The following is a 15888-nucleotide window of genomic DNA, read 5'->3' as shown; positions in this document are numbered from 1 at the left end:
TCCAAAACTTTTAATAGTACTGTCGGTTAATAAAATTTCGTAATGAGGAAGAAAATTCTTTTTATATTTGGTGGAGTGTTATTCTTCCTGATCGCGTCTTTTTTTGCGCTTGATCTTCTATTACCTTTCCCTGAACACAAGCTGTATCAGCCTGTTGCCTCGGTTGTAAAAGACCGTGACGGCAAGGTGTTGCGTATTTTCCTGCCCCCGGACGGGGCGCGGCGCATGCATGCAGATTTTGACAAGATTTCTCCTGCATTGAAAAAAACCTTGCTTGCTTCAGAAGATCAATGGTTCGAATATCATCCGGGAATTAATCCCATTTCCATTGTCCGTGCTGCAATCATGAATATTGCCGCAGGCCGTGTTGTCTCCGGGGCCTCAACTATTCCCATGCAGATCGCACGTATGGCTGAGCCGAAGAAACGGACTTTATGGGCTAAATCCATTGAATCTTTCAGAGCCCTGCAACTCAAATTACATCACTCAAATGAAGAATTGCTGGAAATATACCTGAACATGCTGCCCTACGGTGGGAATATTGTCGGCGTGGGGGCGGCTTCCCATTTCTATTTCGGACATGGACCGGATACTCTTTCGCTGGGGGAAGCAGCTCTGCTGACCACCATTCCCCGTGGCCCTGTTTATTATGATCCCCTGCGCAATCCACAGCAGGCACGCGAAGGACGCGACCGCGTCATGCATCAACTGGCAGCAAAAGGTGTTTTTCCGGAAGAAGAAATTACGCGCAACATGAAACTCCCATTGCCTGATTCCATTAAGCCTGTCCCGCTTGAAGCACCTCACTTTTCCCGTATGGTCTTAGAGCGAAATGGGCGAGAAAATGAAGTAAAAACAACCCTTGATTCCACTTTGCAGCAGGCCGCACAGGAGATGCTCAAAACCCACGTAGCCCGTCTGCGTAGTGATGACATCGACAATGCTGCCTGCGTGATAATTCATATTCCAAGCCGCGAGATACGTGCACTGGTCGGTTCGGCGGATTTTTTTGAAAAAGGGTACGGCGGGGCCATCAATCTTGCTGACAAAAAACGCTCTCCCGGTTCAACCCTCAAGCCTTTCATCTACGGGCTGGCCTTCGATCAAGGCAAGCTGGTCCCGAATTCTTTCGTTTATGACATTCCCGTGGATTACGCCGGATATTCCCCGCAGAACTATGACCGCATTTATCATGGACAGGTCACGGTAAGGCAGGCTCTTGCAAAATCGCTCAATATCCCGGCAGTAAACACTCTCGCCAGCACCGGGGTAGCGGAATTTATCGAGCTGCTCAAAAAAGGAGGAATCAGCACACTTGATAAATCGCCAATGGAATACGGACTGCCCCTTGCCTTGGGTGGCTGCGAAATCAAGCTGACCGAGCTGACCAACCTTTATGCGTCACTTGCTGATGGTGGTAAGTTCAAACCTTTCACAATTTCCCGCAATGAAAATACGGTAGAAACACAGATTCTTTCTCCGCAGGCAGCATGGCTTGTTCTTGAAATGCTTTCATCGGTAACCAGACCGGAAATGAATGAGACATGGATGCTTACCCGCGACATGCCTGAAACGGCTTGGAAAACCGGAACTTCTTTCGGACACCGTGACGCTTGGGCAGTGGGTCTTTCGGGTGATTACGCCATCGGCGTTTGGGTTGGAAACCCTGATGGCAGGCCGCGCAAAGGAATATCCGGGGCTGTCCACGGCGGACCTCTTCTTTTCGATCTGCTTCGCATGGCTGCACCGGGAGGCAAACTCCCCGCACCGCCGGAGGATTCAGGGCTCAGTGAAGTGGAAGTCTGCGCCCACAGCCGTCAACTCCCCGGACCATTCTGCACCAAGCGCGCAACAATCCGCACCCTTGCCGGAAAAACACGCTTGCATCCATGCGAAGACTGCCGTCAGATTTTCGTGGATTCCAAAAGCGGTTATCGAATTTCCGGTGAATGTCTCGGACGCAAAGACATCAAGGCAAAAATCATCCGTACTATCCCTGCCAAACTTGCCAGATGGCGGGCGGAAAACAATCTCGAAGTACCACACCTGCCACCACTGGCGCCGGACTGCGGGCTGATTCCTTCCGGTATCGCCCCGAAAATAATATCTCCGGCATCAAACACGCCCTACCTGCTACGCAAGGACACCCCGATGAAATTCCAGCAGATTGCCCTCAAAGCAGAAGCTGGACCGGACAGCGGAACCTTATACTGGTTCCTTGACGGACGCTTGGTCAATCAAGGCAAGTTTGATGAGAAGCTGTTCACCGAAATAAACGTTGGACGACACAGGATTTCAGTAAGTGATGAAATCGGAAGGGCTGATGCTGTGGAATTTGAGGTGCGGTAAAGTCACCGCCCCAATTAATGCCCATTAATTAGAGCAATAAAAGATATATCAATTGTAAGCTTGAAGATTATCCCCACCTATCTCCCAAAGCCCGCGAAGCAATACAACACCCCGCAGCCATGGCAGACCATTCGATAATTTCAGGCAATGATATGGTACTGTTGAAGTCTCCCAGATGCGGTCCGGTTGTAAGGGGAATATCTTCTTTATTCTTTTCTATGGAATAAGCCTTATCCGGTTTCATACCGCATTTAATGAGATATTTGCGAAACTCATCGTCTTCCAGAAGTTCCTGATCCACCACACGCATAAATTCAAACATGTGCCGATCAACACCCATCTCATTAATCATATCCTGCACCAGTTCCGGGATATGCAGGTCGATTTCATTATGAAATTCTTTTCCGGTAAACCCGTGGTAATATTTGTCGAAGCAATGCTTAACCACTTGCTCAAAGAAATCTGCATCGAATAAATGGCGGGCATCAATTGGCTCATCGTTGACATCCAGACCGCAAAGTTCAGGCTCCTGTGCCCGAAACCAACTGCCAAGCACCAGCAGGATAGACATGAAATGTGAACCGATGGCCCAGTAAAATGGATCACGTCCCGGCTTCATTACCTGTAAATGCTCAAAGTCCCGCAAACCGGAACGCCCGAAATTTGGATAGCGGCAGGAGTCCAACCACCGGTCCAATCGCCCGAATCTGCGCCATTCATACACGCCTTCATCCGTGCGTCTGGTGGCCTGCACCCTATTATGGAAAAGAGGAATAGGCGCATCATGAACTATGCCCCGTCCTGCCAATTGACCTAGCAGGAAAGAGTTACGGCCCATTATTTCAAGCATTTCTTCCGCGGAACTACGCTTATCCTCGCGGTCATCATTAGGGTAAATGAAATAATCGCTATGAGCATGGTAGGCCATGGCGAACCGATCTTCATGCAGGTTTTCCGGTGCATCTGCGGGCAGCCCTTCCAGCTTGAAAACCACGTGCCCACCAATAGTGTAAGGCTGGGGACAATCGAAACGGACACCGTCTGCAGCACTCTCATTGCACAGGCGTTCCATCCAGCGGCCCTCAAGGTGTAAACCTTCAGGATTCTCGCCCTTGCGTAAAATTTTAATGGCGAAAATGCGGTTATCGCCCTTGGCATCCATAACCGCACTGCGACCGGAAAAAACAGGTTCGCCCACAACTTCGGCATTACTGAGCAGAGTTTCCCATTTTACACTGGGCGCAAAGCCGGAAAACGAGTCCGGCGGTTCTGGCAGAGATATATCAAATGGTAGAACACCCAGTCCGCCGGAAGCCTCGATAGAAGCGTATTTCTTACAGCTTGAGGCAGCTTGAACCTGTAGTTGCAAGGCTGAATGCGAAACACCCGAATCCGGGCACCCGTGTCCGACAGCCGCCATAGCTTTGGAGCATTCACGATAAAGAAGCTGCGACATACGCTGAGAGCTGTAACGCTGTTCAATAAGTATATCCCAAACCGCATGGACGATTTCGTTATCCGCGCATTCTGGTTCTTTCTCAAGCAATGAGCGCAGGTTGCGTACATCCATATAAGCAGCGCTGAATTCCCGTTCCGGGGTTAATCCCCGCGCATAAGCAGTAGCTTCGTTTTTTCTCAATTTATCCCCTCGCAGATATTGTGCAGCAAAGAGTTATACGAAAGCCTGCATTAAAGCCAGCACAGTCATTACGTCGTTATTGAACACACAAATCCATCAATCTTATATAGATAGTTTAAATCTATTTGTAGCGAATCCAGAACTCATTTATGCAAAAGAAGTTTGTCTCAATGTTCTTCAACAATTAACTTGGGAGATTTGAACATGGAAAAAGCTTCGTACACCGATATGTGGGAAAACCTGAACCTCGACATTGAAGCCCATGAAGGGTTGCTTGAAGTTCTGGGCAAATTTTACGGCGATATCTACATGAGCCAGCAGGGACGCTTGCAAGGTATGGAATACCTTGATTTCGTACTCTCCGAGGTTCACGGGCTCCGCATTCAGGAACTTGTGGAAGCCAAGGAACAGGGCCGTAAGATCATCGGAACCTTCTGCGTATTCGTTCCTGAAGAACTGACTCTTGCCGTGGATGCAATCCAAGTAGGTCTCTGTGCCGGAGCTGATGCAGGAACCGAAGCAGCCGAAACCGTTGTTCCGCGCAACACCTGCGCCCTGATCAAATCCTTCATCGGCTTTAAAATGGCTAAAATCTGTCCTTACACCGAATCCTGCGACCTGATCATCGGCGAAACAACTTGTGACGGAAAAAAGAAAGCCTACGAAGCATTCGGCGAAATGGCACCTATGTACGTCATGGAAATTCCCCAGCGCAAGGAAGCTTCCGAGCGTGCACTTTGGAAGGCCGAAGTTATGCGCTACAAGGAAGAGCTTGAAAAACTGACTGGAAAAACCATCACAGCTGAAGCACTCAAGAAATCCATCAAGACCGTCAACGACAAACGCCGCGCCCTGCAACGTTTGAACACTCTGCGCGCCGCTGTGCCCACCCCCATTTCCGGGCGTGATGTTCTGCTCATCAATCAGGTCAGCTTTTATGATGATCCGATCCGCTTCACCAATTCCATTAATACTCTCTGCGACCAGATTGAAGAGCGCATTGCTAAAAATGAAGGTATCGTTCCTGAAAAAACTCCCCGACTCATGCTCGCCGGATGTCCTATGGCTGTGCCTAACTGGAAGCTGCCCTACATTGTAGAAAGTTCCGGCGCTGTAGTTGTTTCCGAAGAATCCTGCATCGGTACCCGCAATACCCGCGATCTGGTGGATGAATCTGCAGAAACCATAGAAGAAATGATCGACGCCATCTGTGAACGTTACATGAAAATCGACTGTGCCTGCTTCACTCCAAACGATGAACGTCTTGAAAACATCAAAAAACTTGCCGAAGAAACCAAAGTTGACGGTGTTATCCACTACTCACTCATGTTCTGCCAGCCATACACCCATGAGACTTTCAAGGTTGAAAAAGCGCTGGCTGACGCAGAAGTGCCCATGCTGGCAATTGAAACCGACTACAGCATGGAAGATGTCGAACAGCTGAAAACTCGCGTTGAAGCATTTGTAGAAATTATATCCTAGATTCTGTAAAGGGGTGGGTGAACAACATCCATCCCTTATAATTGGAGTATTCATGATTGCTGGCATTGATATCGGCTCACGTTCCATGGAACTGGTAGTTCTTGAAGGTGATGAAATTGCTTTCAAACGCAAGCTTCCGACCACTTTTGATCCCTCAGCGCAAATCCAGACAATACTGGAAGACGTCAAACTGGATCGCATTGCAGCCACCGGATACGGACGCAAGCTGGTTACCGAAGAACTTACCGGATGCGAGTGTTTTTCACTGACCGAAATTAAGGCGTACGCTCTGGGAGTTTCGCACCTCTACCCCGAAGCACGGACAATTCTTGATATCGGCGGGCAGGACACAAAAGCAATTTCACTGCTGGGTAACGGCAAGGTAGCGAAATTCGAAATGAATGACCGCTGCGCCGCCGGGACAGGAAAATTTCTGGAACATCTGGCGACAGTTTTTCAGATTCCCATCGAAGATTTCGGAAACTACGCATTGGAAGGAACCGAGCCGCTGATGATTAACAGCATGTGTACTGTTTTTGCGGAAACCGAGGCAACTTCACTCATGGCTCAAGGTAAAAATCCACGTGATATTGCACTGGGTCTGCATGGTTCCATTGTACGCCGCACCACGAACATGCTGGGCCGTGTAGGTTTGAAAGGGCCGCTGGTCTTCGCGGGCGGAGTTGCCAACAATCCTTGTGTTGTCAGTATGTTGAAAGAATCTTTGGACATTGATCCGCTGATTCCTGAAGAGCCTGATTTTGCAGGAGCACTGGGCGCAGCCCTGCACGGAAAGGTGCAATAAAAATTATATGAATAAATCGTTTGAAAATTGCGCCTTTTCCCGTTAGGTTCCCATTGTTCACGGCACTATAAAAAACCTACCTTGCCGGGACCAATTTGCCCTTTCAGGAGAAACAAGAGCATGTCCGAGAAAAACTTGGAAACCAATGGCGAAGAGAACTTTGCCGAACTGTTTGAAGCCTTCCAGTCTGAATCCAACGACAATCTTCAGGTCGGAGACCAAATCAAAGGAACCGTCATTTCCATCACCAAAGATTCCGTGTTCGTTGACACCGGATCTAAAGTAGATGGAGTTGTCGACCGTGATGAGCTGACCGATGAAGAAGGCGAACTGACCGTTAAGGACGGAGATACCGTTGAACTCTACGTTATTTCCATGAACAACAATGAAATCGTCCTTTCCAAAGCCATGTCCGGCGCGGGCGGTCTCAATATGCTGCGTGAAGCATACGAGAACAAGGTCCCCGTTGAAGGCAAGGTTGCAGAAACCTGCAAAGGCGGCTTCAGAGTAAAAATGATGCACCGCAAAGTATTCTGCCCTGTAAGCCAGATCGACACTTCCTTTGTCGAAGATGCTGAAGCTTTTGTTGGCAGCACCCACAATTTTCAGGTCATCAAGTTCGAAGAAAACGGTCGCAACATTGTTGTTTCCAGAAGAGTTCTTCTCGAACAGGAACAGGAAAAAGCCCGTGAAGCATTCATGCAGGACGTACAGCCCGATGCTGTTATGGAAGGTAAAGTCACCAAACTGATGCCTTTCGGCGCATTTGTTGAACTTACTCCCGGCGTTGAAGGAATGGTTCACATTTCCGAACTGAGCTGGTCCCGCTCCGCCAAGCCTGAAGACGTTGTTCAGCCCGGCGATGAAGTATCCGTTCGCATCCTTTCCATGGAGCCGCGCAAAGACGGTAAAGGACTCAAAATCGGTCTTTCCCTCAAACAGCTTCAGGCTGATCCCTGGGATGAAATCGGCGACAAATTCAAGGCTGGCGACAAGGTCACAGGTACTGTTGTCCGTTGTGCCGACTTCGGTGCATTCGTTGAAATCGCTCCCGGCATTGAAGGTCTCGTTCATGTTTCCGAAATGAGCTACACCAAGCGCGTCCACAAACCGGAAGATGAAGTATCCCCCGGTCAGGAAGTTGCAGTAATGGTTAAAGACATCGATCCGGTCAAACGCCGCATCGGTCTGTCCATGAAAGACGCTGCAGGTGATCCTTGGATGGACATGGAAGACACCTTCAAGGTTGGTCAGGAAGTTGAAGGAACCGTGGAGAACCGCGCTGAGTTCGGTATCTTCATCAACCTCGCACCCGGCATCACCGGTCTGCTGCCCATGTCCCGCATCACCCGCTCCGGCAAACAGGCTGAACTTGAAGCCCTTAAGCCCGGTGACAAGGTTAAAATCTCCATCGAAGAGATCAACACCACAGACCGCAAGGTCACCCTCACCGCAGGTGAAGCACAGAAAGCTGACGGAGACAACGACTGGAAAGAATACACCAAGTCTGCTCCCAAGAAGTCTGCACCCCGCAAATCCGCTCCCAAAACCTCCTCCACCTCCGGTGGTACCGGCGGTTTCGGCGGCCTGCTCGGTGACAAACTTCAAGAAGCCATGAAAAACAAAAAATAGTCATTCCATAGGCCGGGCTTCTTGAAAGAGGTCCGGCCTTTTTTCTTTTTTCCTCAAATAATATCACCACTCAATCTGCCTAGAGCAGCCCAATTTTATAAAGGATTCCCGGATGTCTCCTTTTCTGCTTGTACCAGCTATTTTCTTTACAGCAGGAATGGTACAGGGTTTAACCGGATTCGGTCAGGCTCTGCTTGCCATGCCCCTCCTTGCACTTATTGTCGACATTAAATTGGCAGTACCGGTTTGCACACTTTGCGGTCTGGTCATTAATATGGATATGACCCACAGGCTACGTAAAAGTCTCGACCGGGCCAAAATACTTCCCCTTATTTTGGGCAGTATTCCCGGCTCAATCCTGGGAACTATGATGTTAAAAGAAATCAACGGGGATTACATCAGAGTTTTCCTCGGCTTCCTGATTGCCGGATTTGCCGCCTATTCCCTGCTTGCCAGAACTCCTAAATTCAACATCAGCAACAAATGGGGATACCTGTCAGGCTTTCTTACAGGATCAATCGCTGCGGCTGTAAGCGCAGGAGGTCCGCCAAGTATCATCTACGCCTCGATTCAGGGTTGGAAAAAAGACACCGTGAAAGCAACGCTGGTCAGTCTGTTCCTGTTTTCCGGCATATTGGCCGCAGTAGGGCATCTTATAAGCGGACTGACAACGTTTTTGGCTTTCAAGCTGGTGCTGGCCTCCGTCCTGCCCATATTTGCCGGAACATACATCGGCAACAAGCTCTCCAACCGTCTTTCTGACGAATTCTACAGCAGAATCGTCATGACCCTGCTTGTCATCATGGGATTGATGCTTATATTCCAGAACGTCTAATAAGGAAATTAAGCACGGGAGACTAAATGTTCGCTAAGATTTTTCTGGGTTTTGTCCTCATCCCCTTGATCGATCTCTACATTCTGGTTCAGATCGGCTCAAAAATCGGGACACTGAATGCTATTGCCCTCTGTTTGCTGACCGCTTTTGTGGGTGCGGCCCTAGCCAAATCACAAGGCGTAGCCACCATGCAGAAGGTTCAGGAAAACCTCAATCGTGGACTTATGCCTGCCGAGGACATCCTCGATGCAGTATTGATCTTTCTGGCAGGTCTGGTCCTGCTGACACCGGGATTCATGACAGACATATTCGGTCTGCTCATCCTCTTTCCGGTCACCAGAGGCTACTTCAAACGCATGCTGCGAGCCCAGTTTGAAAATATGAAGAACAACCCCAATATCCACGTGGTGCATCACAATTCAGAATTCACCGCCTGGACCAATCAGGATCAGCCCAAAAGACGCATTGACGACCACGATGTCATCGATGTCGAGGTTGAAGACAAAAAAGACGATAAGCCTTTGCAGTAAAACCTGCATCAGCAAGTTCTATAAAAAAAGTCCCGCAACACCTAAGGTGTTGCGGGACTTTTCATTTCAATATTCAAACTGCTAGTCCTGAATTACGTCCGCCAGAATAAATGTCCCCGGAAACCCCTTCCCAAGGGAGATGTGCGCTTTGCGCGCATTGGCTAAAGTCTTGTACATGCCAAGCTGTACCTTAAAAATCTGGGCACTGTCTGTAACCACGCGTACAGTGCGGGTATTATGAAATCCGGCTTTGTTAAGCCTTTCGATAAGGCGGTCAGCATTAGCCTTAACCTTATAGGCCCCGGCTTGGATGTAGAATGCGCCGTAAAGCTTCTTGTACACCGGAGCAGAAGTAGCTGCTTCAGCTGGCTGGGTTTCAGGTTCCGGGCGGTAGGGCTCGATGAGAACCTTAGCTTTACCGGCATCAATAAAACCGAGCTTTTGAGCTGCGGCACGGGAGAGATCGATAATGCGGTCAGGCACAAATGGACCGCGATCGTTGATGATTACGGCTACTTTCTTTTTGTTGCTGAGGTTGGTGACATTCACTTTTACGCCCAGAGGCAGGTAATTATGGGCGGCGGTCATCCTTTCCATGTCATAAGGTTCACCGCTGGCAGTAAGTTTGCCCTGAAACTTTTCCCCATACCACGAAGCCATGCCTTCTTCTTTATAGTCAGCAGGAATCACAATTGTTTCGGATACGGAGGCTACCTCCGTCCCGTTTTGGGCTTTATCCTGAGCAAACGAAGGAACCGCAACCATCAGCAGCAAAAGCTGCACAAAGAAAAAACATCTGATCATTTATCTCTCCTGCCGAATTTAGTACAATGCATGTTACCTTTATGCAGATTTCGGCTCGGTGGCAAGCATCAGCACAGACTAACGGCAAAGAAAGTGCAGGATGCGGCACACCTACAACTTTTTCATTTCACGGCGATGCTTATCCTCGTTATATTCACCAAGCTCATACATACGAATTTTATTGCTTCGCGGAAACTCTCTTTTGAATAAGGTCTTCAACAGCTTTTTCATGCCCTTTAATGCGCATTGATGCTCGATTGTTTCATAACCGTCTTCGTAAATAATATACTCCTGCTCCCGAACATGTAAAATTAAAAGGGAACGGTTGCGTTTATATGTGCGCAGGTCTATGCAATGCCCCACGGGAAGTTTTTTAAGCTTCCGCAAAACCGATTCAAGTGCTGTTGCTTTATCAATCATAGACCGAAGCGTACAGCGGTCAAAGGAGAACTGTCAAACATGAGTAATGATAACAAGCCCATCCATAAGGGCGATATAATTGAAACCAAAATCGAATCACTGGCCTTCGGAGGCAAAGGCATCGGCCGCTATGAAGGGCTGACCCTTTTTGTTGAAGGAGTTGTGCCGGGACAGACAGTTCGCTGTGAGATCACCAAACTTAAGAAAAGGTTCGCTGAAGCACGCCGCACTGAAATCCTCAGCCATGTAGAAGAAGAGCAGACACCGACATGTGAATATTTCGGTTCCTGCGGAGGCTGCCTGCATCAGGATATTAAATATCCCGCCCAAACCTTCTGGAAAGGTAGACAGGTTTGCGAAACTCTGGAACGCATTGGCAAGATCGGACCGGACACTCCGGGCATGGGTGAAGAAGCTTTGCCTTCGCCGCTTGAATACGGTTACCGCAACAAAATGGAATTTTCCTTCCACGGCATCGGGGATTCCCTCAAGCTTGGCTTTAAACGACGTGGATCGGAAACAGATGTGCTTAACATCTCCAGCTGTCCGCTGCTTCCCGAACAGTGTGCCGATATCCCGGCACTGGTCCGCGACTATTGTGCACACACAAATATCGGTGCCTATCGCCATAACCGTGGCGGATACTGGCGCAAACTGGTCGTTCGTTTTTCCCATCACAGCGGCGAAATGATGATTCACCTGCTTACCGGACCTGCCAGATCCCACCACACTATCAAAGGTCTGGGTAAACTGCTTTTTGATAACATTCCGCAATTGAAGAGTTTTGTGCACTCCACCCGAAAAGGACGTGCCGACCTAGCTACCGGAGAACGACTTATTTCCGTGACCGGACAGGAGCATATCACCGAAACCCTGACCCACGCAGACGGCAGCGAAGTCAGCTACCGCATTACACCCAATGCCTTTTTCCAGACGAACTCTAAAGGAGCGGAAGTTCTTTACCGAAAAAGTTCAGAACTGGCTGCACCGAAAGCTGATGACGTTGTATGGGACCTTTTCTGCGGCTCCGGGGGCATAGGCATGTTCATGGCCAAGGATGTCGGTAAAATGATCGGCATTGAAGTCTCCGAGGAATCGGTTCAATCGGCAAAAGACAATGCAGCACTTAACGGGCTGGAAAATACGCAATACATTGTAGGGAACCTCGCATCCGAGAAAGGACTGCCTGAAGACCTGCCCCACCCGGATATGGTCATTGTGGACCCGCCGCGTTCCGGTGTTCCCGATCCTTCTTTGCAGAAACTGATAGAGCTGGGACCGGAGAAGATTTTGTATATTTCCTGCAACCCCTCCACATTGGCCCGCGATGCCGCAAAAATGGAAGGCAGGTACAAGTTGGAACGGTTTGCAGCAGTGGATATGTTTCCGCATACGGCCCACGTTGAATCCATCGCGCTGTTGACGAAAACGGGATAAACAGGTCAGGATATTTTATGGCTGAGACAGAAACACATGATACCCTGCTCGGGGAATTGCGCAGGCTGAATCTCTATCCCCCGGAAGAGCGTCAGCTTGCGGATTTGCGCTATAAAATAGAAGGCAAATTCAACAGAGAGCAGACTTCCCCGGACGCAATAGAGTCTGCAAAATACGCCATGTTGTTTTACGGTCTCGGCCTGAAAGCCATTGAACTGGAAGCAGAGCAAAGCGGTAAGATCTCATATGCTCCGGTCCCTGAGGACACTACCGAGGATATCTGTCTCGATTACCTTGCCCAGATGGGACCGTGCGGTAGGAATCTCGCAGCATCTCTCATCTGCAATCGACTGCTTCCATTTTCCAAGGTGAAAAGCTGGTTTTCCAGACAGCCGGTCAGCACCGCCATCGGAGTTGCTGACCGCATGCTGGCCATTCATGATGACGATGTTCCGGAAAGAATAAAGTTTGCTGAATCCATCATCGAACATGCCCGGAAATTAGACCTGCATAATAGTCTTGATTTCTTCAACAAAAATGGAACCCGCAAAGGTCAGCTGACATTCAAATCACTGTCAAAATTTATTTCCGGGAATTACGGGAAAGAATGCCGCCGACACCTGCGTGAACCGGAAAGCCTTGAGGAAATCTCACTCTGTGCGGAAAGCATGCCCCCATACCCGGACGGGGAAATGGTCACGGATATTTCATTCCATCTGAAAACCATGGACCCTATCATAATGGAAAAGGTGCTCCGTGCGGTTGAAAGGCTTGCCGATGAGATTGACGACGAACTGTTAAAAGAAATTATACCTCTGGCACAATCCCCTTCTCTGCCACTCGCCAAGGCAGCTATGGATATTATCACCAAATTCGGCGGCAGCCGCAGGGGAAGGATTTTCGCCCAGATTTTCAATGAAGCTCCCAAACTCCGTGCGGAACTGATCAACAGGGTCCCTCTGCTCAACAGCGAAAATTTAGCCCGCTTCATGAACGAAATTTCAGCCGGTTACCATACTCCGGTACTGGCTGTGCTTTATTCAACTATCAGTGAGGAAGACCCGCAGTGCTTCGGCAACATTTTAAATAATGTCCTGAAAATATCGCGCAGCAAAAAGAAAAACAGCCTCAAGCCGGTACTGGCCGGCATTATGGAAATCGACAGCCTTAGCGAACCGACTCGTCCTGAAATGCCGAAAGGAAAGAAAGTCCCGGGCGTGGATTTCATCAAACAGGGTGGCCCCATTGTACTGAACATTGAGAACAAAGAGCAGGAACAGACCGGATTTAAACGTATTTTCGGCAAGGCAGTTGCCCAGTCCGATAGCATGCCCGACATACACACCGATGGACAGATTACCAACCAACGGCTGCACAAACTAAATAAATGGAAAAGTCTCTCCCGCGGAATAACCATTCAGAATTCCATATTTTCAGCCTGCGAATTCAAAGAATCATTTCTGGAAGAATGCATCTTTAAAAACTGCACTTTCGAAGGCTGCACTTTCAGCAATACAACTTTTCTGGAATCAGAATTCGAGAATTGTGATTTCAACAGTTGCTCCCTCGATGAGTCAATATTTTATGACTGCCAATTGGAAGCCTGCAATTTCAACACCTCCCACTTGGATTCCGCAGTTACTTTTCTTAGTAATTTCAAAAACTGCAAATTCAATGCTGTTGCCGCTCCGGGAACTTATTTCTGCCGGACACGTTTCAGTGGAACAACCTTCCAAACCTGCGACCTGCGCGAAGCTTTCTTTTACAAAGTGGATATCAAAGGATGTGACTTCGCTTTCTCCAACTTTGAAACAACACTCTTCAAAGATTCAAACGTAAACTGTTCACACTTTACGCAGTGCAATACCGGACGTTGCCGCGCAAGCAACGTAAAATCCGATTTACCGGAAATGCTTAAAGCAATGCAGCGCACATTTGCAGCAAAGCTTAGCAACAGGGAAAGGCATAAAAAAAGGTCAACCGGTTTTGGAGATATCAATGAATATGGACGGGGTGTTCTGCATAAAGCCATCAAGCGCTGGTATGCACTCAAGGATATTGAGCACTGCCATGCCTGCTTTGCCGAGAATAACAGCAGAAGGCTGGACTGGGCTCAATCCAAACTGGACAGCAAGAGTAGAAAGTTGCTGAAAATAATCCCCGCCCTGCTGCACACAAATGTGTTTGAAATCAAGTCCGGACTGGACCCTCAAACCATGAGTTCAAGGGTTTGTAACTACGCGCTTTCTCCACAGGTAATCAAACTGCTGGATGAGTTTTTCCCGGATATAAAATATGAAATAAGTAAGGAATCATCCACTCCCATAGAAGCTTTCATGTCCATCGGCAGTACCGGGACAATCGCTCAGACCCCGGACTCCGACCTTGATTGCTGGGTATGCTGTAATTTTACCGGACGATCAGCTGAAAGCAGACAGAATTTAGGCGTTAAATTACAAGCCATTGAAAAATGGGCCATGAATGAATTTGGCCTTGAAATTCATTTTTTCATCATGGATACCCGCGAAATCCGTGATAACCTTTTTGGATTGAGCGATGAAGAAAGCTCCGGTTCTGCACAGAGCGCCATACTCAAAGAAGAATTTTACCGCACAGCAGTGCTGCTGGCGGGTAAGCCGCCTCTATGGTGGTTCACACCGCCCGAAGCCGCAGAAAAGGCATATGCTGACACAAAAAAGAAAGTCGCTTTACTTAAAGGCAAAAACTTTTGCGTGGACCTCGGCAATATCCCCAACATTCCTGTTGAGGAATTCTTCGGCGCCTCCCTCTGGCAGATCGTTAAAGGAATCAAAAGTCCTTTTAAATCGATCATGAAATTCGGCCTGCTTGAACTATACACTTCGGACAGCAAATACTCCCTGCTTTGCGAAAAACTTAAGAAAAACATTATCAGCGGCAAACGCAGAATCAGGCGGGTTGATCCCTATATGCGGCTCTATCAGGATCTCGCAAACTTTTACCGTGCTAACGAAAAAGATGAATACATCTGGCTGACTGCTATGGCCCTGCGCTTAAAATGCGGTCTTGTCAGTGAAAAGGAAATTCTCTCCACTCCGAGCAGAGCTGAAGAAATTGAATTAATAGATTTTACCATGAAGCTTTCAGGAGAAGAGACCGGAGCTTTTGAGAACTTCAAGGATCTCTCTGATTTCGGTTCCGTGGCTGAACTGGGCAGGCGAGTTAACCAGTTTATGGTCAACACCTATATGAAGGTCCGCGGCGAGCAGGACAAATTCCCCGGAGTCTCCATCACCCCGGAAGACCTGACCCGCTTGGGCAGAATCATTTTTTCAGCATTCGCAAAGCGTACAAACAAAATCCTGCGCCTGTCCCTGCCCGGTCCCAGAACCCATTTTTTCAATTCCATCAATATTTCGCGCACCGAGGATGGAAAAATCTGGAATATTCACGGGGAATATCCAGATGAATCCGGCGCAAGAAATATCCTGACCCGCATTGAATCAGGGCCGGACCTCAACTTTATGCTGGTCTGGCTGGCCTTGAACGGCCTGTATAATCAGGAAATGCAAATCAAGACAGACATTAGTTCCGGGCCGTTGCGGGAGCGTGAAATCAAAAAATTATTCAGCGAGCTGATGCGCTTTTTCCCGCCCAAGAAGACTTTCAACGTACCCATTGAAGAAACCCTCAATACGGAACGCCTGACAAAAGGCTTCTTTATCGTTAACCTGTGCGTTCCTCCTGAAAGTAAAAAAGTTCAGGAAGTTCATCTGGTATACAGCACCAACTGGGGTGAGGTATTTTGCAAACCGCTCAAAATAAATATGAAGCTGGTTGAAACCCCGGAGCAATACCTCAAGGAAGAATTGGGAACTCTTTGCGATGGTGATATTCAGCTGAACCAGTTTGTTCCACAGAATGCAGAATGTCCGTATCTAAAAATTCCGGTTAATTAGAGGCATATAACTTCCGC

Annotated in this window: 11 protein-coding genes; 8 read left to right on the top strand and 3 right to left on the bottom strand. The window is 48.5% G+C overall.

Translation table 11 applies throughout. The annotated features are described in order from the left end of the window. Nucleotides 1-42 precede the first annotated feature (42 nt). On the top strand, nucleotides 43-2349 hold the full coding sequence (pbpC, locus tag DESAL_RS03580) for a penicillin-binding protein 1C (RefSeq protein ID WP_015850599.1): 2307 nt from the start codon (nucleotides 43-45) through the stop codon (nucleotides 2347-2349). 67 nt (nucleotides 2350-2416) lie between these two features. Here pbpC and DESAL_RS03575 read toward each other — a convergent pair whose 3' ends face one another. Further along, nucleotides 2417-3988, bottom strand: coding sequence for a SidJ-related pseudokinase (locus DESAL_RS03575; RefSeq protein WP_015850598.1), 1572 nt, complete (start codon nucleotides 3986-3988; stop codon nucleotides 2417-2419). 204 nt (nucleotides 3989-4192) lie between these two features. On the opposite strand from DESAL_RS03575, the gene DESAL_RS03570 reads away from it, so the two are divergent. The 5 genes from DESAL_RS03570 (at nucleotide 4193) to DESAL_RS03550 (ending at nucleotide 9272) form a co-directional block, all read left to right on the top strand. Continuing rightward, the gene (locus DESAL_RS03570; RefSeq protein ID WP_015850597.1) at nucleotides 4193-5470 is read left to right on the top strand and encodes a double-cubane-cluster-containing anaerobic reductase; all 1278 of its coding nucleotides are present in this window, start codon (nucleotides 4193-4195) and stop codon (nucleotides 5468-5470) included. A 52-nt stretch (nucleotides 5471-5522) separates the two neighbouring features. Then, a complete protein-coding gene (locus tag DESAL_RS03565) occupies nucleotides 5523-6275 on the top strand; it encodes an acyl-CoA dehydratase activase (protein WP_015850596.1) in 753 nt (250 codons plus the stop codon). Nucleotides 6276-6395: 120 nt separating this feature from the next. Continuing rightward, nucleotides 6396-7907: a 30S ribosomal protein S1 gene (locus tag DESAL_RS03560; protein WP_015850595.1), complete on the top strand. Its 1512-nt coding sequence runs from the start codon at nucleotides 6396-6398 to the stop codon at nucleotides 7905-7907. Between the two features lie 112 nt (nucleotides 7908-8019). Continuing rightward, on the top strand, nucleotides 8020-8742 hold the full coding sequence (locus tag DESAL_RS03555) for a sulfite exporter TauE/SafE family protein (RefSeq protein WP_015850594.1): 723 nt from the start codon (nucleotides 8020-8022) through the stop codon (nucleotides 8740-8742). A 26-nt stretch (nucleotides 8743-8768) separates the two neighbouring features. Next, a complete protein-coding gene (locus DESAL_RS03550) occupies nucleotides 8769-9272 on the top strand; it encodes an FxsA family protein (protein ID WP_015850593.1) in 504 nt (167 codons plus the stop codon). Between the two features lie 81 nt (nucleotides 9273-9353). Here the strand turns inward: DESAL_RS03550 and DESAL_RS03545 are convergent, their stop codons facing one another. Together DESAL_RS03545 and DESAL_RS03540 are read right to left on the bottom strand one after the other, a co-directional pair. Next, on the bottom strand, nucleotides 9354-10076 hold the full coding sequence (locus DESAL_RS03545; protein WP_015850592.1) for a septal ring lytic transglycosylase RlpA family protein: 723 nt from the start codon (nucleotides 10074-10076) through the stop codon (nucleotides 9354-9356). A gap of 111 nt (nucleotides 10077-10187) precedes the next feature. After that, nucleotides 10188-10496 (bottom strand): hypothetical protein, encoded by a 309-nt coding sequence (locus DESAL_RS03540; RefSeq protein WP_015850591.1) that lies wholly within the window; start codon nucleotides 10494-10496, stop codon nucleotides 10188-10190. A 39-nt stretch (nucleotides 10497-10535) separates the two neighbouring features. On the opposite strand from DESAL_RS03540, the gene rlmD reads away from it, so the two are divergent. Then, nucleotides 10536-11933 carry a 23S rRNA (uracil(1939)-C(5))-methyltransferase RlmD gene (gene rlmD, locus DESAL_RS03535; RefSeq protein WP_015850590.1) on the top strand — a complete coding sequence of 466 codons (1398 nt, stop codon included), beginning with the start codon at nucleotides 10536-10538 and terminating at the stop codon, nucleotides 11931-11933. A 17-nt stretch (nucleotides 11934-11950) separates the two neighbouring features. Continuing rightward, nucleotides 11951-15871 carry a class I adenylate cyclase gene (locus tag DESAL_RS03530; RefSeq protein WP_015850589.1) on the top strand — a complete coding sequence of 1307 codons (3921 nt, stop codon included), beginning with the start codon at nucleotides 11951-11953 and terminating at the stop codon, nucleotides 15869-15871. Nucleotides 15872-15888: the final 17 nt, after the last annotated feature.

Source organism: Maridesulfovibrio salexigens DSM 2638 (genome assembly GCF_000023445.1).
In the GTDB taxonomy this organism is placed as follows: Bacteria; Desulfobacterota; Desulfovibrionia; order Desulfovibrionales; family Desulfovibrionaceae; genus Maridesulfovibrio; species Maridesulfovibrio salexigens.
This window is presented reverse-complemented; position numbering and strand designations above follow the sequence as displayed.

What these genes read in the sequence shown, in the direction of transcription:
- DESAL_RS03550 (WP_015850593.1), top strand. Translation starts at nt 8,769, where the DNA reads ATGTTCGCTAAGATTTTTCTGGGTTTTGTCCTCATCCCCTTGATCGAT.
- DESAL_RS03540 (WP_015850591.1), bottom strand. Translation starts at nt 10,496, where the DNA reads ATGATTGATAAAGCAACAGCACTTGAATCGGTTTTGCGGAAGCTTAAA.
- DESAL_RS03565 (WP_015850596.1), top strand. Translation starts at nt 5,523, where the DNA reads ATGATTGCTGGCATTGATATCGGCTCACGTTCCATGGAACTGGTAGTT.
- DESAL_RS03570 (WP_015850597.1), top strand. Translation starts at nt 4,193, where the DNA reads ATGGAAAAAGCTTCGTACACCGATATGTGGGAAAACCTGAACCTCGAC.
- DESAL_RS03530 (WP_015850589.1), top strand. Translation starts at nt 11,951, where the DNA reads ATGGCTGAGACAGAAACACATGATACCCTGCTCGGGGAATTGCGCAGG.
- DESAL_RS03545 (WP_015850592.1), bottom strand. Translation starts at nt 10,076, where the DNA reads ATGATCAGATGTTTTTTCTTTGTGCAGCTTTTGCTGCTGATGGTTGCG.
- pbpC (WP_015850599.1), top strand. Translation starts at nt 43, where the DNA reads ATGAGGAAGAAAATTCTTTTTATATTTGGTGGAGTGTTATTCTTCCTG.
- DESAL_RS03555 (WP_015850594.1), top strand. Translation starts at nt 8,020, where the DNA reads ATGTCTCCTTTTCTGCTTGTACCAGCTATTTTCTTTACAGCAGGAATG.
- rlmD (WP_015850590.1), top strand. Translation starts at nt 10,536, where the DNA reads ATGAGTAATGATAACAAGCCCATCCATAAGGGCGATATAATTGAAACC.
- DESAL_RS03560 (WP_015850595.1), top strand. Translation starts at nt 6,396, where the DNA reads ATGTCCGAGAAAAACTTGGAAACCAATGGCGAAGAGAACTTTGCCGAA.